This is a genomic window from Acetobacterium wieringae (assembly GCF_026646375.1).
In the GTDB taxonomy this organism is placed as follows: Bacteria; Bacillota; Clostridia; order Eubacteriales; family Eubacteriaceae; genus Acetobacterium; species Acetobacterium wieringae_A.
The window spans coordinates 53011-71182 of the sequence record NZ_JAIPPU010000001.1; the positions used below are offsets into that span (position 1 = coordinate 53011).

Consider the following 18172-nt stretch of genomic DNA (forward strand, 5'->3'; position numbering starts at 1 on the left):
GTTAATCTTTCCAAAAGATTTAAAAAAATTGCAGAAGTAAATACAAAAGAGGGTGAATGATGATGCAGCAGATTGATTATAAATCAATGGAAGCGGCTCCGGAAAAACCCATTGAAGGCTTATCCGTTGCTGAAGTTTATGAAGCGTTAAAATCGAGTGCAGATGGGCTGACAACAGAAGAAGCGGCAGCGCGACGGACTTTTTTTGGCGAAAACAGCATTCAGAAGAAGAAGGGGAAGCCACTGATTTGGAAGTTTTTAGCGAATTTTACCCACCTGATGGCCATTCTTTTATGGATTGGCGGGGTCGTTGCCCTGATGGCTCAGCTGCCCCAACTGGCGATTGCCATCTGGCTGGTTAATGTTATTAATGGGCTTTTCAGTTTCTGGCAGGAGTTTCAGGCCGAAAAGGCGGTAGAAGCTCTGGGACAATTGTTGCCGAGCTATGCTCGCGTGATTCGCGATGGCACGGAAGTAAAAATTCTGGCTGAAGAACTGGTGCCGGGGGATCTGATTATATTAGCCGAAGGCGATCGGATCTCGGCTGATAGCCGACTGGTTGAGGATAATGATTTTAGAGCTGATCAATCGGTATTGACTGGGGAATCCCATCCGGCCCATAAAACAAAAGAGGCCAGACACCGTACCGATCTGGGGCGGGCTGAGCAGCCCAACCTGATTTTTGCCGGAACCAATGCGGCTTCAGGGGCCTGTAAGGCAGTGGTTTTTGCGACTGGTATGACTACCGAGTTTGGTAAAATTGCCGATTTGACCCAGAACATGGTCGAAGTACCCAGTCCACTACAAATTGAAATGGGGCGGATTACCCGGCTGGTTTCAGCCATGGCCATCAGTATGGGGATCATCTTTTTTGTGCTGGCGGTATTGCTTGCCCATGTCAATGTGACGGAAAGCTTTATTTTCGCCATGGGGATGATTGTGGCCTTTATCCCTGAGGGCTTATTACCAACCGTGACCCTGTCTCTGGCGATGGGCGTCAAACGAATGGCCAAACGTAATGCTTTAATCAAGCGTTTGTCGGCAGTCGAAACGCTGGGGTGTACCACGGTGATCTGTACGGATAAAACCGGAACCCTGACCCAGAATGAAATGACGGTCAGCGACTGCTGGATGGTCAATCAACAGATTAAGGTAACCGGGGTTGGCTATGCTCCGGAAGGGGAAATGCTGTCAGGCGATGTTCCGATTTCGCTGGCCGAAAATAGCGACATGCGTACCTTATTGGTAGCAGCCAGTTTTTGCAATAATTCCCGCTTATTGCCGCCATCACCGGAAGTCAATCATTGGAATATTCTGGGGGATCCCACCGAGGCGGCGCTGGTGGTGGCCGCTCGGAAGGGGAAAATTGATCTGGATCAGGAACTAAAATTAAGCCCCCGGCTCCGGGAGTTGCCCTTTGAATCCCAGCGCAAGCGAATGACGACGATTCACAAGGTTGCTGGAGAACGTTCAGATTTGGAAAAGCTGGCCTATATCAAAGGAGCACCCAAAGAAGTGTTGGATTTGTGCAGTTATTATCTTAGCAACGGCGAAGCGGTGATGATGGATGGAGAGATTCGAAAAAAAATCATGGGAGCCAATGACGATTATGCTCGCAAAGGACTCCGGGTTTTGGCAGTGGCAATGCGAAGATTAACCACTGACATGGGTTTGCCGGAGCGCCTCAGTGATTATACTCCGGAGTTGATTGAAAATGACATGATCTTTTTAGGTCTGACTGTGATGGCTGATCCACCCCGGGTGGAAGTGGCAGCAGCGGTCGAAAAATGTCATCAGGCCGGGATAAAAATTATTATGATTACTGGGGATTATGGCTTGACGGCCGAAAGCATTGCCCGGCGGATTGGCATTATTCATGGTGCTCAGCCCCGAATTCTCACTGGCGTTGAGTTGGATGAAATTAATGACGCAGACCTTAAAAAGGCCTTGTCCGAGGAGATTATTTTTGCCCGGGTGGCCCCGGAACAAAAACTGCGGGTCGTTTCCGCCCTTCAGGAAATGGGCAATGTGGTGGCAGTTACCGGTGATGGAGTCAATGATTCGCCAGCCCTTAAAAAAGCTGATATTGGTATTGCCATGGGGATATCCGGAACCGATGTGGCCAAGGAAGCCGCCGATATGATTCTTACTGATGATAATTTTGCCTCGATTGTTAATGCGGTTGAAGAAGGCCGGGGGGTTTATAACAATATTCGCAAATTTGCGACCTATATTTTAAACAGTAATGTTCCCGAGGCGGTACCGTTTATTGTATTTTTATTTGCCAAAGGTCAGATCCCGCTGCCACTGACAGTGATGCAGATTCTGGCAGTGGATCTGGGGACGGATATGATTCCGGCGATCGCCCTGGGGGTCGAACTCCCCGAGGAAGGTGTCATGCAGCGGCCACCGCGCTCCCGAAAAGAACATTTGCTCAATCGTCCCCTGCTGATTCGGGCATTTTTATTCTATGGGATTATGGAAGGTGCCATTGCGATGTCTGCCTTTTTCTTTCTGTATTGGCAAAATGGCTGGCCGGGGGTCCCGATGGCAGATTCCGGAGAGATTTACCGGATGGCCACGACCATGACCTTGGGTGCCATTGTGGTAACACAAATCGGGATTGTATTTAATTGCCGAACCGAACGTGCTTCGGTATTTAAGGTGGGACTGTTCAGTAACCATATGATCCTAATCGGGATTGTTTGTGAATTGACGGTCTTCTCGATTCTGGTCTACACTCCATTTTTGCATGAGATCTTTAATACTGCCCCAATCGATTTGATTGATTGGGCATATTTGTTTATGTGGGTACCGGTAATGATTCTGATTGATGAACTGCGCAAAGCATTCCTACGATATTGGGATCGGCGCCAGTCGCAACGAAAAACTGAAATGATGAAAGGGGAGAGCTAAATGAAAATCATTATCGTCGGTTGTGGTCGAATTGGTTCCGGTCTAGCCATGAAGCTAAGCCAAGGTGACAATGAAATCGTTGTTATCGATCATGAACCGCTGACGTTTAAGCATTTGGGCACCGGATTCACAGGAAAAACCATTGCTGGAGTGGGATTTGATCGGGAGGTGCTGCTTGCCGCCGGGATAAAGCGGACGGACTCGTTAGCGGCGGTGACCTCCAATGATGAGGCCAACGCGCTCACCGCCCGAATCGCCAGTCAGATCTTTGGAGTGCCCCGAGTGGTTTCGGCACTTCATGAGCCCCGGAAAGCCGAGATTTATCGGCGCTTGGGACTGCAGGTCTTCGATCCGATGTCCTGGGGCGTCAACCGGGTGGCAGATCTGCTTAGTTTTGCACCGGTTAATGTGGCGATGAGTATTGGCAATGGTGATGTGGATATTATGGAAATCGAGGTTCCAGCCTTGTTAGTCGGACGCCGGGTTGGGGAGCTGACGATTCCCGGAGAAATCAGCGTGGTATCGATCAGCCGCGGGAACCGCTCGATTATACCGGCGATTAATATGGTATTTGAAAATCGCGATCTGGTTCATCTGGCAGTAGCTGCGACTTCAGGAGACCGGCTAAAGATGCTGTTGGGATTAGGATAGAAAAGAGGAGCCGATCATGAAAGTAATAATTGTAGGTGGCGGCAAGGTGGGGTGTTATCTGGCATCATTGTTGATAAACGGTGGCCATCAGGTCCAGCTGATTGAAATCAGAACCCATCAGCTGGAACGGTTGGTCTGTGATTTGCCCAAAGACGTGCTGATATCAGGAAGTGGCACCGATCCTGAGGTGCTGGAAGCCGCCGGGATTCGTTCGGCGGATGTGCTGGCAGTGGTGACTGGTGCCGATGAGATTAATCTGGTGGCGGCGACGATTGCCCGGTTGGAATATCAGGTGCCACGAATTCTGGCCCGGATCAAAAATCCCAAAAACGCCTGGCTGTTCACCCCGGAAATGGGCGTGGATGTGGCGTTAAATCAGGCTGAGCTGATGGCGACGCTGGTGGCTGAAGAAATGTCAGTGGGAGATATGATGACTTTGCTTAAGCTTAACCAGGGACAGTTTTCGTTGGTCGAAGAAAAGGTTCATCCGTCATCCCGGGCAGCAGGAAAGATGGTCAGGGAGCTTGGTTTACCCACTGAATCGGTGTTGGTGGCCATTATCAGAAACGGTCAGTTGCTGATTCCGCATGGGGATACCCGGTTATTGCCTGCTGATGAGGTATTGGCAATCATTCATGCAGCGGATCTTCAGGATCTGGCCAAAATTTTAGGACCAGACCACTAAAACGGTGACGTCCTTTTGGCAACACATCGAGGTTGGGTGATTTGTAGTAAGTGATGCGGGTCATTTGTTTGGGCGTATGATCAGATTTTTTGATTACTCCGATCATTGCAGGCGCGCACATACAAAAACGGATTCGTTAATGAGAATTTTGAGAGGGAAGTATGAAAAAGGATGAAATCGCAATTGTCGATGATGAACCCATCAATTTAATGATTTTAAAAAAACTGCTGAGTCCCTCTTTTCAGATTCGGGCTTATAAATCCGGAGCGGAGTTGCTTCATTCGGTTAAAAAGGGAATTCAGCCAGATTTAATTCTGATGGATATCATTATGCCGGGAATGGACGGCTACGAGACCCTTTCAGAATTACGCAAAGACCCGGATAATCGGGGAATTCCGGTCATTTATATTACTGCCCTGGATAGTTTGATTGACGAAGAAAAGGGGTTTTACTTGGGGGCGGTTGATTACATCACCAAGCCCTTTCGTCCGGGGATTGTACTAGCCAGAGTCAATGCCCATCTGGAACTCAAACATGCCAGAGACCGGCTTAAAAATCAGAATGAGTGGCTGGAGGCCGAGGTTAAGCGACGGATGGTTGAAAATCAGCTGATTCAGGACACAACCTTGAATGTTTTTGCAGAATTGGTTGAAACCCGGGACAATGATACGGCCGATCATGTTATGCGAACCCAGAATTACGTCCGGATTATCGCAGAGCGTTTGCAGAAGCATGAACGGTTTGCGAATCACTTGAGTACAGAAGTAATCGAACGGATTGTAAAGGCAGCGCCCCTCCATGATATTGGTAAGATCGGCATTCCTGATGCCATTTTATTAAAGCCGGGGAAGCTTAACAATGAGGAATATCAAGTGATGAAGAATCACTGTAAAATCGGTGGCAATGCCATTCGGCTGGCAATCAATAAAACGCTGTCAGGTAACCAGGCAGAAAACAAACTGGGCGAAGTAACAGCCTTATCTTTTTTGGAAGAGGCTGAAAAAATCATGAATTATCATCATGAACGCTGGGATGGCAAAGGTTATCCGGACGAATTGTATGGTGATGAAATTCCGTTGTCTGCCCGGATTATGGCATTGGCTGACGTTTTTGATGCCCTCACCACGGTACGGCCATATAAAAAAGCCTGGCGTGTGGAGGCGGTGATTGATTATATTTTGGAACAGAAAGGGTTGCAGTTTGATCCGGATGTGGTGGAAGCTTTTGAAGCCGAAATTGAATCTTTTATACAAGTTATGAGCCAAGGACAGCCGAGAAAATAATCGAATGCGGCAAGAATCAGAAGGGTGGAGAGATAGATGGCAGATCAAGCCAACACTGGATTGGGTCACCGAGAGAAAATTATTAATCAATTGTATCTTCATACGGAGCTGATCAGGGAAATGAGCCAGATGGAGTCTGGGATCAATGGTGATATTGAACGTTTTTCAGAAGAAATAACCGAACTTTTGGGCAATCGGTTGGATGTAGATCGGGTTTCTATCTGGCAATATGATGATGAAATAACGATGATGGAATGTCTGGATCTTTATGTGAAAAAAGACAAAATTCATTTAAAAAAAATGACTATGAATCGGGTTGATCAACCATTGACCTTTGAGTATCTGATAAAAAACAGGTATATGATTATTGATGACAAATCGGTCGAATCCCAGGAAAAAGACTATTGGCAGGCGTATATGAAACCCTTGGGGGGAACGACCTTGTTGGTTTGCAGTATTTTATGCAATGGCAAAGCGATTGGCTCGATTGGTTTTATGTATGTTAAACGAAGTCACGAGTGGGGAAGTAATGAAATCACATTTGGCTGTCATCTCGCCGATCAGATCGGAACAGCCTTTTTAAACCGGGAGAGAATGGAGATAACCCAGGCATTGAGAAAGAGCGAAGCATTTTTAAATCGTGCTCAGCAGGTTTCAAAAACAGGCCATTGGTATTTCGATATCAAGGCAGACCGTCTAACCTGGTCAGACGAGACCTATCGAATTTTCGGTGTCGAAATCGGAACGCCACAAACGTTCGAATCATATATGGGGTTTGTTTATCCTGATGATCGGCAGAAGCTTAAAGGAATATGGATAGAAAAATCCGGGACGGGTCAAGCGTTTTCTGTACTTCATCGGATTGTTGCCGACGACCAAATTCGTTGGGTGGAAGAACGATCAGAATTTGAGTATGATCAACAGGGTAAGCCGATTGCCAGTTGGGGTACTGTTACGGATGTGACGGAAAAGATGAACTACCTAAAAGAACTGGAGAATTACCAAAAGCATCTCGAAGATATGGTTATTTCCAGAACCACTGACTTGGAGAAGGCAAAGCTTGATGCAGAAACCGCTAATCAGGCCAAAAGCGCCTTCCTGTCCAATATGAGCCATGAAATTCGAACCCCCATGAACGCAATTATTGGCCTTTCCCATCTGATCCGAAGGGATCCTCTGACCATGCGTCAGGAGGAACAACTTGATAAGCTGACAGAAGCAGCGAATCACTTACTTCATATTATAAATGATGTGCTGGACCTTTCGAAAATAGAAGCCGGAAAGATGCAGTTGGATACCCATGATTTTGAACCCACCCGGGAAATCGACCGGGTCTGCAATATTATTGGGGATGAAGCAGCAAAAAAAAATCTGAACATCCTGGTGGATGTGGATCATATTCCTACGGTTTTACAAGGTGATTCAATTCGTTTTGGCCAAATACTTCTTAATTTGATGAGCAATGCAGTGAAGTTTACCGAAATGGGCAGTATCAAGATCATAGCTCGAATCATTAATCAGGATCATAAACAGATTCGCCTACGCTTTGAGGTTTGTGATACCGGAATCGGGATGTCAAAAAATCAGATCAATAAGCTTTTTCAGGACTTCGTCCAGGCCGATGAATCGATGACCCGTCTATACGGGGGGACTGGTCTGGGACTGGCAATCAGTTCCCGGTTGGTGAAATTCTTAGGGGGGGAAATTGGGGTTACCAGTGAGTTGGGGGTGGGAAGCCAGTTTTGGTTTGAGTTGCCATTTGAAAAATCAACGTCGCTTCCTAAAAATAGAATCAATATCACAGCTTCAGAAACAATGCGGGTATTGGTGATTGATGATATGCAAGAGGCCCGGGAGTTAATGGTTAGTATGCTTTCTGATTTTGGGATTCAATGTGAAGCAGCTAGCACAGGGAAAGAGGGACTGGCAGCCGTCAAGAAGGCTGATCAGATGATAAATCCCTATCGTCTGGTATTGATGGATATGAAAATGCCGGAGATGGATGGGATTGACACGGCGCTGATATTGCAAGCGCTGGAATTGAAGACCCGTCCAGCAGTTTATTTGATCACCGGGTATGGTAATCAAATTTCTGCTGAAGAAGCTCGGCGGGCAGGGATCAGCCGGATTCTCGTTAAACCTATGACACCCTCAACGCTCAATGACGCTTTAATGGAATTGCTGGATGACAATCTGGATGCCCAGATATCTTCATCTCTTAATGATTTGGAGGCGCGTTTAAAACAATATCAACCAATAGATATATTGATTGTTGAAGACAATCAGATTAATCGGGAAATTGTCAGTCAGCTTTTGGAGCCCTTTAACTTCAAGATCGAACTGGCTGAAAATGGCCATGACGCACTTGATCGGATTACTCAGAAAAAGTTTGATTTAATCCTGATGGATGTTCAGATGCCAGTTATGGACGGCTTGGCGGCAACGACAAAGATCAGAAATTTGCCGGGTTGGGACGCAGTTCCCATTTTGGCGATGACCGCTAACGCTTTTGAAGAAGACCGGAGAAAATGTATTGAAGCAGGAATGAATGATCACCTGGTCAAACCAGTGGAACCGGAGATTTTATACAAGAGTCTGATCAAATGGTTGCCAGTTCGAAAAGCTCAATCGGATTATAAAGATAAGCCCCGAAGTCATGTGGAAAAAGACTTGGTCAGGCAAGTAATGGTGTCGCCGGATAGTCAAAATCAGTTAAAAATTCTGCGGCAGATAGATGGATTGAATGTGGAAATCGGATTGAGAATTCTTGGCGGTGATGCCGCTGTTTATTTGCGACTGGTCCAACAGTTTGCGCAGAAATGTCAGGCCGATGCCAATCATATTATAAGACAGAATGCCGCTGAGAATTACCCGAGCGTTTTACAGACGGTTCATTCAATCAAGGGAGTGGCAGGAAATCTGGGGGCTATAAAAATTCAGGAGCTGGCGGCTGATCTTGAGCAGGCAGTTCGAATCGGATCAGGAAAAGAGCAGCTGGAAAAACAGATCAATCACTTTGTTAATGTGTTAAGCGGCTTTGTCGAGGCTCTGCCAAAAGAAGAAAACACGCCTGAAAGTATTGAATATGCTGATGTAAACAAGAGTACTGTCGATGCGATTATGAGCCAGTTGATTGTATTGCTTGAAAATAATGATACGGATGCCTATGACTTATTCGAAGAACACAAAGATCAACTGATCCGCGCATTGGGAAATGCTGTCTATGGACTGGAACAACAAATTAATGAATTTGATTATCTGGAAGCCCTGGAAACGTTAAGGACGATCTTGACAAAACAAGGAAAAGTTTAGGCAACCCGTCGTGGTGGCGCTTTAAATCAAGGGAATACCCTCGCAGAAAAAATCTTCAGTGAGGGATTTTTCATTTTTTTGCGACTACCTTATTAAATCAGCATGATGGTAATCATAGAATTCTTTTGTTAGAATAAGAATAGATGATGCTTGAAAACCGGTTAACAGGGATTATCTTTTCAGAAATACCATCAACATGATGAATAATAACAGAGGAGAACAAGATGAAGAAAAAGATCAATAAAAAAGCAAAAAAAGTAATACAGGTCTGGCTGGGTTTGACTTTATGCATCGCCACCATTTTTATGCTGACAGCTTGTGGTGAGTCAACTCCCATTGAAGGGATGGTTATTTCCAATAAACCCTATAATAATGCGGCGGAAATTGAGAAAGCCGAACAGCCGGCAGATCTAAGCGTAGGCGACACGATCTATGGCAGCATCAGTTTGATTGAATCACCAAAGGGAATGAAATACCAAGCCAAATGGTTGTTGGATGACAAAGAAGTTATGGTTGATGAAAAAGCTATGGAAACGGACCAAAGAGGTGTGCTCATATTTCCATTGGAGGCAGACAAAACGACAGTTGGGATGTTAAAGCTGCAGATCCTCTACAAAGATGCGGTTTTGGCAGAAAAAGAAGTGCAGATTAAATAATTTTGACTAAAAAATCGGTTGGGGATATTGAGGTAGCAAAATGAGCAAGGAAAATTGTGAAAAGAAATTCAAAAGAATATATGCCCAATACGTTGATGAAATCTATCAATATGTTTTTTTGCGAACCGGGATAAATGTAGGAATTGCCGAAGATCTTACCCAGGAAATATTTTTGGATGTATTTAAAGGTTTGAGTCGATTCAAGGGTTTATGTTCAGAACGAACCTGGGTGTATAAAATCACTAAAAACAAGGTTAATGATTTTTATCGAAAACAGTATCGACATCTGGAACCGATCCCCCTTGAGGATGACTTAACTGTGGAAATTAGTGATCCGAAACAGGATATGGATACCTTAGTTGAAAAAACATTTTCCAGCGCAGACATTATCGATTGCCTGAATCAACTCCCAGAACATTATAAGCTGGTTCTATTGCTAAAATACATCGATGACAGAAGTGTTAAGGAGATTGCAACGATTACCAATAAATCGCCTAAGGCCGTTGAAAACATATTGTTGCGGGCGAGAGCCGGATTTATCAAAGTCTATCAAACCCTGAAAGCAGAGGAGATACGATGAAAAACGATCGTGATGATTTTATCAAAAAAGCCTTCAAATCCCTTGATGAAGGTTCAAAACCAAGTCAAAAACAAAAACAGGAGATGCTGGATAGGTTATTGATCCAGGCACAAATCGAGGAAACCGCAGGATTGGGGCGATACCGAAACCTGGTAACAAACTATCCCTGGCGATTCGGGTTTGGTGTATCGGCCATTCAGGCGGTATTGTTTACACTGATGTTTGGCGCAAACTATACGAATTTTGTTTTACAATTACTGGGGAGGTAAAAATGGAGATTTTTTTAGAAATGCTTAATCGACCAGTAGAAGCTTTCAAGCGCAGAAATGAAAAGCTAGCCTGGAGCTTGGTGGGTATTACCATTTTAATTGTAACTGTATTTGATGTGATGATGAACGATCTGGTAAACGGTAGCGATTACCCGGTGGAGATCAATTTACTTAAGCTCTTATTGTTGGCGGGTTTGGGGGTGGTGACCTATCTGGGCATTTGCGGAATGCTCTGGGGCGTCTGCAAGTTACTGGGCAGTCAAACCAGGATTAGTGTTTATGTCAAAACGTGGGGATTGACTTATCTTCCAACGATAATTTGTGGAGTCACAGTGGTTCTGGTAGAAGTATATTTCACACTTTTCTGGAATAATTCCATTTGGGGATTTATACTTAACATTTTGTTTGTGGGGATTTTAATCTGGAAAACGATTCTTTATGTGGTGTTTTTAAAAGAGGTAGCCGGACTGGAAGGTAAGAAATTGATGATAGCATTTGTGCTTTGCGGTATTGGGATTCTAATCCTGGCTTTTTTGAATGTGCGTTTGGGATTGAAAACCCCGATTCTTTAAGATGTTGCCGACCACACTAATGCTTTCTGTTAAAGTTCTTAAAGGGTGTGGTGATTAGGTTGGAATCTGGCTGAATTTACAAAAAAATCTTGATTTTGACAATCTTTTATAGTACAATTCGAAACGAATGATAGAAATAGATATAACGTCTATTTAGCGTATTTATAAGCAGATTTTATAGATACAGCAAAGAATTCTTTTGACCATTTCTTGATCGGTTTTGCCCGGGAAAAGAAATTGAATGCCATACGGACAGCTAGGTCAAATGCCGATTGGCAACTTTCGTTGCCTTATTGATTGAGCAGTCGCTCAAATTTTATAAGTTGGTTACTTAAAACCGTGTGCGTTTTTGCACATCACACTTGTGAAACAATCAATAAGAGTAGTAAAAGTAAGTTCTTGCTATATAGACTCTAATTTCTACGTTTGGGATCATGGATAGACGGTGCAGTTTGCGCCCGGATCAATAACGAATCAGTAGGAATAAACTCAAGTGGATGAACAGCAGATGCTGAAGGATCACTTGAGTTTTTTGTTTTTAGATAAGAAGTACAATTGCGATAAAAATTGGAAATGGGGTGGATTATGGATAATAAATTAAAGTTGAACGGCTTTAACAATTTGACAAAATCGTTAAGTTTTAACATTTATGATGTATGCTATGCCAAGAGCGAACGGGAGCAGCGGGACTATATTGCCTATATTGATGAGCAGTATAACTCGGATCGCTTAACCAATATCTTATATCATGTCACGGAAATGATCGGCGCCCGGGTACTTAATGTGTCCAAGCAGGATTACGATCCTCAAGGGGCCAGTGTCACCTTTTTAATTGCTGAAGAAACGTTTTTGAGGGAATACCGGGAAGAAAACATTGAAAAGAATAATTTTCAGGGGGATACAGTGGTGGCTCATCTGGATAAAAGCCATGTAACGGTGCATACCTATCCGGAATATCATCCGGACACCTCCATTGCCACCTTTCGGGTGGACATTGATGTGGCTACCTGCGGTGAAATTACACCGCTTAGCACCCTGGATTTTCTGATTGGCAGCTTTGACTCGGACATTATTACCATGGATTATCGGGTTCGGGGTTTTACCCGGGATGTCAGTGGAAAAAAATTGTTTATGGATCATAAAATCACCTCGATTCAGGATTATATCGATGACAAAACCCTCAAGGAATATGATGCCATTGATATCAATGTTTATCAATCCAATCTTTTTCACACCAAGATGTTGTTAAAAGAAATTACACTTCAGAATTATCTGTTTAACACCGATGCTTATGAGCTGCCGCCGCGCACCCGGCTGCAGATCACAGAAAACCTGCGCCGCGAAATGATCGAAATTTTCAGCGGCAGCAATGTGTACTGATAAATAAGGAACTACGATCGTTGTCTGTTTTTACGGAGACGATTATCGCGATTGTAGGCGGTTGATGACCGTCCCAACGAGTTATTAAACAGCTACGTCCATTGATTGCTGTGTTAATGCGCTATTCATATTTAGGAAGGAAACAAACGTGCCAAAACTAAATCAACAACGGATGCCGATTATGGAGGCACTCAATGAATTTAAACGAAATCGGTTGGTGCCCTTTGATGTCCCCGGCCATAAACGGGGAAAGGGAAATCCGGAGTTGACAGAATTTCTGGGGGATCGCTGCATGACGCTGGATGTCAACTCGATGAAGCCGCTGGATAATCTCTGTCATCCGGTTTCGGTGATCAAAGAAGCCGAGGAATTGGCTGCCGATGCCTTTGGTGCCAAACAGGCGTTTTTTATGGTCAACGGCACGACTTCAGCGGTTCAGACAATGGTATTATCAGCCTGTAAAAAAGGGGAGAAGATTATTTTACCCCGCAATGTCCACCGCAGTGTCATCAATGCAATGATCCTGGGTGGGGCGATTCCAGTTTATGTCAATCCTGAAACCAACCATGAGATTGGTATTTCCTTGGGGATGACACTGTCTGCCGTTGCCAAAGCGATTAGGGAAAACCCCGAGGCCAAAGCGATTTTAGTCAACAATCCCACCTATTATGGGGTTTGTTCTAATCTCAAAGCAATCGTCGAAATGGCACACGCAGCGGGGATGCTGGTGCTGGCCGATGAGGCTCATGGGACCCATTTTTATTTTGGCGAAAATATGCCCATCAGCGGGATGGCTGCCGGTGCCGACATGGCCTCAGTGAGTATGCATAAATCAGGCGGCTCGTTGACGCAAAGCTCTTTTTTGCTGGTGGGAGCGGGGATGAACCCGGGTTATGTCCGCCAGATTATCAATCTAACCCAAACCACCAGTGGGTCTTATCTGCTGCTTTCCAGTCTCGATATTTCCCGCAAAAATCTGGCAGTCAACGGCAAGGAAATCTTTAAAAAAGTGACCGAAATGGCTCAATACGCCCGGGATGAAATCAACCAGATTGGTGACTACTATGCGTATTCCAAGGAGCTGATCAATGGCGATACCATTTACGATTTTGATGCCACCAAGCTGTCGATCAATACCCTGAACGTGGGATTGGCAGGGATTGAAGTTTACAATATTCTCCGGGATGAATACGACATTCAGGTGGAATTTGGGGACGTGGGCAATATTCTGGCCTACATTTCGGTGGGCGACAGCCAGCGCAATCTGGAGCGGTTGGTTTCCGCCCTGGCCGAAATCCGTCGAATCTATAAAAAAGATAAAGCCGGGATGTTGCAATATGAATACATTAACCCCGAGGTGGCGGTGGCTCCGCAAAAAGCCTTTTATGCTGATAAAGAAGCCCTGCCGCTGGAGAAAAGCAGTGGTCGGATCTGCAGCGAGTTTGTGATGTGCTATCCACCGGGGATTCCGATTCTGGCTCCCGGTGAAATGATTACCGCCGAAATTCTTGATTCGATTGAATACGTCAAGGACAAGGGCTGTTTTTTAACTGGCCCGGAAGACATGGAAATCAAAAAGCTAAACGTGCTGAAGGAGGATTGATTAAATGGAATTATGGTTTTCCGAAAAACATACCCCCAACGTCAAATTTTCCATTCAGGTGGATCGCCAACTGTACTGCGGGCAAAGTGAATTTCAACGGATCGATATTTTTGATTCCAAAGAATTTGGCCGCTTTTTAACCCTGGATGGTTACATGATGCTGACTGAAAAAGATGAGTTTATCTACCATGAGATGATGGTACACATTCCCATGGCTGTACATCCAGCCGCCAAAAAAGTATTGATTATCGGCGGTGGCGATGGTGGCGCCATCCGTGAGCTGGTGCGTTATCCGCTGGTAGAGCAGATTGATCTGGTCGAAATTGACGAGTTGGTCGTAGAAGTCTGCAAAAAATATTTACCCCAAACCGCCTGCTGTTTTACCGATGAACGGGTAACCGTCCATTATCAGGATGGCCTGAAATTTATTCGCCGCTGCGAAAATGAATACGATCTGATCATTGTTGATTCCACCGATCCCTTTGGCCCCGGCGAAGGCTTGTTCACCAAAGAGTTTTACGGCAATTGCTATAAGGCCTTAAAAGAAGACGGAATCATGGTCAATCAGCACGAAAGTGCTTTTTATCTGGATGACGCCGTGGCAATGCAGCGGGCCCATAAGCGCATTGTTGAGTCCTTCCCAATCAGTCGGGTCTATCAGGCCCACATCCCCACCTATCCCTCGGGACACTGGCTGTTTGGCTTTGCCTCAAAGAAATACCATCCACTTAAGGATTTAAAGGCCGTGAAGTGGAATGCCATGGGTTTTAAAACCCGCTACTATAATACCCAATTGCATGTTGGCGCCTTTGCGCTGCCAAACTATGTGGAGGAACTGTTAAAAGATGTTGAATAAAAATATTGAGACCTTTTTAGGTTGTGACAACGAATATGGAGAATCCGGAATTGTCGTTTTCGGGGCGCCCTTTGACTCCACCACCTCTTTTCGTCCCGGTACCCGCTTTGCCAGTCGTACCATGCGGGGCGAATCCTACGGACTGGAAACCTACAGCCCCTACCAGGATAAAGATCTGGAGGATCTGGCCATTTTTGACGGCGGTGACCTGGAACTCTGCTTTGGTGACACTGAAAAAGCGTTGGCAGCGATTGAAAGCTATACCACCCGGGTATTAAGAGATAATAAACGGCCGGTGATGATCGGCGGTGAGCATCTGGTGACCCTGGGCACCGTTCGGGCGGTGGCCCGGAAATATCCAGAGCTTCATGTGGTACATTTTGATGCCCATGCCGATTTACGGGATGACTATCTGGGCATTAACCTATCCCATGCCACGGTACTGCATCGGGTTTGGGATATCATTGGCGATAACCGGATCTATCAGTTTGGTATCCGCTCCGGTGAACGCAGTGAGTTTAAGTGGGGTCAAGAGCATGTCCGCACTCAGAAATTTAACTTTGAGGGCCTGGCTGAAGTGATCGAAGAACTACAGGGCAAACCGGTCTATTTTACCCTTGATTTGGATGTCCTCGACCCGTCTGTCTTCCCCGGAACCGGTACTCCGGAACCTGGCGGTGTCAGTTTTATGGAGCTTCTGGAAGCGATCCGGAAAGTCAGCCAGTTGAATCTGGTTGGCTGTGACATCAATGAACTTTCGCCGGTCTATGACCAGAGCGGCGCATCCACCGCTGTGGCCTGTAAGGTGCTGCGGGAACTCTTATTGGCGATGGCCGAATAGAATAAGAAATTCTAAAATGAAAAAAGCGCAGTACCGACAATTGTTACATCATGTTGTGACCCCTTGGTCGTTGGTCGGTACGGTAGTTGAGAGATAATCTAAAGTATTAGAGAAAAGATTAAGGAGGAAGAAATTATGGGAAAAGCACTAATTATCGGTTGCGGCGGCGTTGCCAGTGTGGCTATTCATAAATGCTGTCAAAACAGCGACGTGTTTACCGAAATCTGTATTGCCAGCCGAACCAAAAGCAAATGCGATGCCTTAAAAGAGAAACTGGATGGCGGGGCCACCAAAATCACCACCGCCCAGGTCGACGCTGATAATGTCGATGAACTGATTGCCCTGATTGAAAAGGAAAAACCCGATGTGGTCTTAAACCTGGCCCTGCCGTATCAGGATCTGACGATTATGGATGCCTGCCTGGCGACCAAAACCCATTACGTCGATACGGCCAATTATGAGCCGGAAGATACCGCTAAATTTGAATATAAATGGCAGTGGGAATACCGGGAACGGTTTGAAAAAGCTGGCATTACGGCCCTGCTGGGCAGCGGTTTTGACCCCGGTGTGACGGGTGTTTTTTCAGCCTATGCCATGAAGCACCAGTTTGATGAGATCAATTATATCGATATTCTCGATGCCAACGCTGGTGATCATGGTTATCCCTTTGCGACCAACTTCAATCCCGAAATCAATATTCGTGAAGTTACCGCCAACGGTAGCTACTGGGAAGACGGTCAATGGATTGAAACAGAGCCGATGGAAATCAAGCGGGTTTACAATTTCCCGGAAATTGGCCCCAAAGATATGTATCTGCTCCATCACGAAGAGCTGGAATCGTTGGGTCAAAATATTAAGGGCATCAAACGGATTCGCTTCTTTATGACCTTTGGACAAAGCTATCTGACCCACCTGAAATGTCTGGAAAACGTCGGTATGACCTCGATTGAGCCGATTGAATATGAGGGTAAGATGATCGTTCCGCTACAGTTTTTAGCTGCCGTCTTACCAGATCCGTCAACCCTCGGCCCCCGCACCAAAGGAAAAACCAATATCGGTTGTATCTTCCAGGGCAAAAAAGACGGCCAGGATAAAACCTACTACCTCTATAACGTCTGTGATCACGAAGAATGTTACAAAGAAGTCGGCTCCCAGGCGATTTCCTATACCACTGGGGTACCGGCGATGATCGGGGCGATGCTGGTGATGACCGGCCAGTGGCAAAAACCCGGGGTTTACAATATCGAAGAGTTCGATCCCGATCCTTTTATGGACGCTCTGAACAAATGGGGTCTGCCCTGGCAGGAAAATTTTGAGCCGGAGCTGGTTGATTAAGCATGGCACAAATGGAATTGACAGAAGCCTTTAAAGAACTGCCAACCCCCTGTTATCTGGTCGATGAAAGCCTGCTGATTAAAAACTTAAAAATTCTGGAGCGAGTCCAAAAAGCCACCGGCTGTCGGATTTTACTGGCCCAAAAGGCTTTTTCGATGTTTTCGCTCTACCCTCTAATTGGTCGCTATCTGGCCGGTACCACCGCCAGCGGGCTCTTTGAAGCCCGGCTGGGTCACGAGGAAATGGGCGGCGAGACCCATGTCTTTGCCACCGCCTACCGCGATGATGAGTTTGCCGAAATTATTAAATACAGTGATCACATCGTGTTTAATTCGTTTAATCAGTGGCAGAAATACAAGGCTCAGGCCTTAAAGGCGGACCGGGAGTGCGGCATACGGATCAATCCGGAGTGCTCCACCCAGGATCACGCCATCTATGATCCCTGTTCACCTGGGTCACGGATGGGGGTCACCCGGGCTCAGTTTAAGCCGGAATTGCTGGAAGGCATCAGTGGTCTTCATTTTCATACCCTCTGCGAGCAGAATGCCGATGCGCTGGAGGAGACGCTGAAAGCGGTGGAAGAGCGCTTCGGTGAATTTCTGCCGCAGCTTAAATGGCTCAACTTTGGTGGCGGTCATCACATCACCCGGGAGGATTATGATGTCGAAAAACTGATTGCCTGTATCAAGCGGATTCAGGAAAGGTATGGACTAAAGGTCTACCTTGAACCTGGCGAAGCTGTCGCCCTGAACACCGGGTTTCTGGTGGCGACGGTACTGGATCTCGTCGACAACGACATACACAATGCCATCCTCGACACCTCCGCTGCCTGTCATATGCCGGATGTGCTGGAAATGCCCTATCGGCCCAACATTATTGGGGCCGACCTACCAGATCAAAAACCCTTTACCTATCGGTTGGGTGGGCCGACCTGTCTGGCTGGGGACATTATCGGTGATTACAGTTTTGAGAGGCCGCTTGAAATTGGTGATCGCCTGGTGTTCTGCGATATGGCCATTTATTCGATGGTTAAAAACAACACCTTTAATGGCATGAATCTCCCGGCAATAGCTATCTTTACCCGAGAAAAAACCATTCAGATGGTCAAACAATTTGGCTATGAAGATTTTAAAAACCGATTATCCTGAAGGATGATCGGTTTTTACGAAATTAACGGGCTTATTTTCAGTGATCTTAACTGGAATTTATGATATAATGGCTCGAATTACAATAG

At 45.8% G+C, this 18172-nt stretch carries 15 protein-coding genes; all 15 read left to right on the top strand.

Annotated elements, in window-relative coordinates:
* The first annotated feature begins 56 nt into the window (after nucleotides 1-56).
* A complete protein-coding gene (locus Q7P33_RS00260) occupies nucleotides 57-2915 on the top strand; it encodes a cation-transporting P-type ATPase (RefSeq protein WP_303866137.1) in 2859 nt (952 codons plus the stop codon).
* Nucleotides 2916-3566 (top strand): TrkA family potassium uptake protein, encoded by a 651-nt coding sequence (locus Q7P33_RS00265; protein ID WP_303866139.1) that lies wholly within the window; start codon nucleotides 2916-2918, stop codon nucleotides 3564-3566.
* 16 nt (nucleotides 3567-3582) lie between these two features.
* The gene (locus Q7P33_RS00270; protein ID WP_303866141.1) at nucleotides 3583-4251 is read left to right on the top strand and encodes a TrkA family potassium uptake protein; all 669 of its coding nucleotides are present in this window, start codon (nucleotides 3583-3585) and stop codon (nucleotides 4249-4251) included.
* Nucleotides 4252-4412: 161 nt separating this feature from the next.
* The gene (locus Q7P33_RS00275) at nucleotides 4413-5534 is read left to right on the top strand and encodes an HD-GYP domain-containing protein (protein ID WP_303866143.1); all 1122 of its coding nucleotides are present in this window, start codon (nucleotides 4413-4415) and stop codon (nucleotides 5532-5534) included.
* A 36-nt stretch (nucleotides 5535-5570) separates the two neighbouring features.
* Entirely contained in the window at nucleotides 5571-8846 is a 3276-nt protein-coding gene (locus tag Q7P33_RS00280) for a response regulator (RefSeq protein WP_303866145.1), read from the top strand.
* A 224-nt stretch (nucleotides 8847-9070) separates the two neighbouring features.
* Nucleotides 9071-9502, top strand: a complete 432-nt coding sequence (locus Q7P33_RS00285) for a hypothetical protein (RefSeq protein ID WP_303866147.1) — start codon at nucleotides 9071-9073, stop codon at nucleotides 9500-9502.
* Between the two features lie 40 nt (nucleotides 9503-9542).
* Nucleotides 9543-10082, top strand: coding sequence for an RNA polymerase sigma factor (locus Q7P33_RS00290; RefSeq protein ID WP_303866149.1), 540 nt, complete (start codon nucleotides 9543-9545; stop codon nucleotides 10080-10082).
* Nucleotides 10079-10351, top strand: a complete 273-nt coding sequence (locus tag Q7P33_RS00295; RefSeq protein WP_303866152.1) for a hypothetical protein — start codon at nucleotides 10079-10081, stop codon at nucleotides 10349-10351. The genes Q7P33_RS00290 and Q7P33_RS00295 overlap by 4 nt, the downstream gene beginning before the upstream one ends.
* Before the next feature lie 2 nt (nucleotides 10352-10353).
* The gene (locus Q7P33_RS00300) at nucleotides 10354-10923 is read left to right on the top strand and encodes a YIP1 family protein (protein ID WP_303866154.1); all 570 of its coding nucleotides are present in this window, start codon (nucleotides 10354-10356) and stop codon (nucleotides 10921-10923) included.
* Nucleotides 10924-11496: 573 nt separating this feature from the next.
* The gene (speD, locus tag Q7P33_RS00305; RefSeq protein ID WP_303866157.1) at nucleotides 11497-12303 is read left to right on the top strand and encodes an adenosylmethionine decarboxylase; all 807 of its coding nucleotides are present in this window, start codon (nucleotides 11497-11499) and stop codon (nucleotides 12301-12303) included.
* 172 nt (nucleotides 12304-12475) lie between these two features.
* Nucleotides 12476-13906 (top strand): aminotransferase class I/II-fold pyridoxal phosphate-dependent enzyme, encoded by a 1431-nt coding sequence (locus Q7P33_RS00310; protein WP_303866805.1) that lies wholly within the window; start codon nucleotides 12476-12478, stop codon nucleotides 13904-13906.
* 4 nt (nucleotides 13907-13910) lie between these two features.
* Complete coding sequence (gene speE, locus Q7P33_RS00315) at nucleotides 13911-14762, top strand: polyamine aminopropyltransferase (RefSeq protein WP_303866159.1); 852 nt, start codon at nucleotides 13911-13913, stop codon at nucleotides 14760-14762.
* Nucleotides 14752-15603 (top strand): agmatinase, encoded by an 852-nt coding sequence (gene speB / locus Q7P33_RS00320; RefSeq protein ID WP_303866161.1) that lies wholly within the window; start codon nucleotides 14752-14754, stop codon nucleotides 15601-15603. Before speE ends, speB begins: the two co-directional genes overlap by 11 nt.
* A gap of 135 nt (nucleotides 15604-15738) precedes the next feature.
* On the top strand, nucleotides 15739-16938 hold the full coding sequence (locus Q7P33_RS00325) for a saccharopine dehydrogenase family protein (RefSeq protein ID WP_303866163.1): 1200 nt from the start codon (nucleotides 15739-15741) through the stop codon (nucleotides 16936-16938).
* An 11-nt stretch (nucleotides 16939-16949) separates the two neighbouring features.
* On the top strand, nucleotides 16950-18086 hold the full coding sequence (gene nspC, locus Q7P33_RS00330; RefSeq protein ID WP_303866808.1) for a carboxynorspermidine decarboxylase: 1137 nt from the start codon (nucleotides 16950-16952) through the stop codon (nucleotides 18084-18086).
* Nucleotides 18087-18172: the final 86 nt, after the last annotated feature.

Coding starts and splice junctions, on each gene's coding strand:
- Q7P33_RS00260 (WP_303866137.1), top strand. CDS start 57: ATGATGATGCAGCAGATTGATTATAAATCAATGGAAGCGGCTCCGGAA.
- Q7P33_RS00265 (WP_303866139.1), top strand. CDS start 2,916: ATGAAAATCATTATCGTCGGTTGTGGTCGAATTGGTTCCGGTCTAGCC.
- Q7P33_RS00270 (WP_303866141.1), top strand. CDS start 3,583: ATGAAAGTAATAATTGTAGGTGGCGGCAAGGTGGGGTGTTATCTGGCA.
- Q7P33_RS00275 (WP_303866143.1), top strand. CDS start 4,413: ATGAAAAAGGATGAAATCGCAATTGTCGATGATGAACCCATCAATTTA.
- Q7P33_RS00280 (WP_303866145.1), top strand. CDS start 5,571: ATGGCAGATCAAGCCAACACTGGATTGGGTCACCGAGAGAAAATTATT.
- Q7P33_RS00285 (WP_303866147.1), top strand. CDS start 9,071: ATGAAGAAAAAGATCAATAAAAAAGCAAAAAAAGTAATACAGGTCTGG.
- Q7P33_RS00290 (WP_303866149.1), top strand. CDS start 9,543: ATGAGCAAGGAAAATTGTGAAAAGAAATTCAAAAGAATATATGCCCAA.
- Q7P33_RS00295 (WP_303866152.1), top strand. CDS start 10,079: ATGAAAAACGATCGTGATGATTTTATCAAAAAAGCCTTCAAATCCCTT.
- Q7P33_RS00300 (WP_303866154.1), top strand. CDS start 10,354: ATGGAGATTTTTTTAGAAATGCTTAATCGACCAGTAGAAGCTTTCAAG.
- speD (WP_303866157.1), top strand. CDS start 11,497: ATGGGGTGGATTATGGATAATAAATTAAAGTTGAACGGCTTTAACAAT.
- Q7P33_RS00310 (WP_303866805.1), top strand. CDS start 12,476: ATGCCGATTATGGAGGCACTCAATGAATTTAAACGAAATCGGTTGGTG.
- speE (WP_303866159.1), top strand. CDS start 13,911: ATGGAATTATGGTTTTCCGAAAAACATACCCCCAACGTCAAATTTTCC.
- speB (WP_303866161.1), top strand. CDS start 14,752: ATGTTGAATAAAAATATTGAGACCTTTTTAGGTTGTGACAACGAATAT.
- Q7P33_RS00325 (WP_303866163.1), top strand. CDS start 15,739: ATGGGAAAAGCACTAATTATCGGTTGCGGCGGCGTTGCCAGTGTGGCT.
- nspC (WP_303866808.1), top strand. CDS start 16,950: ATGGAATTGACAGAAGCCTTTAAAGAACTGCCAACCCCCTGTTATCTG.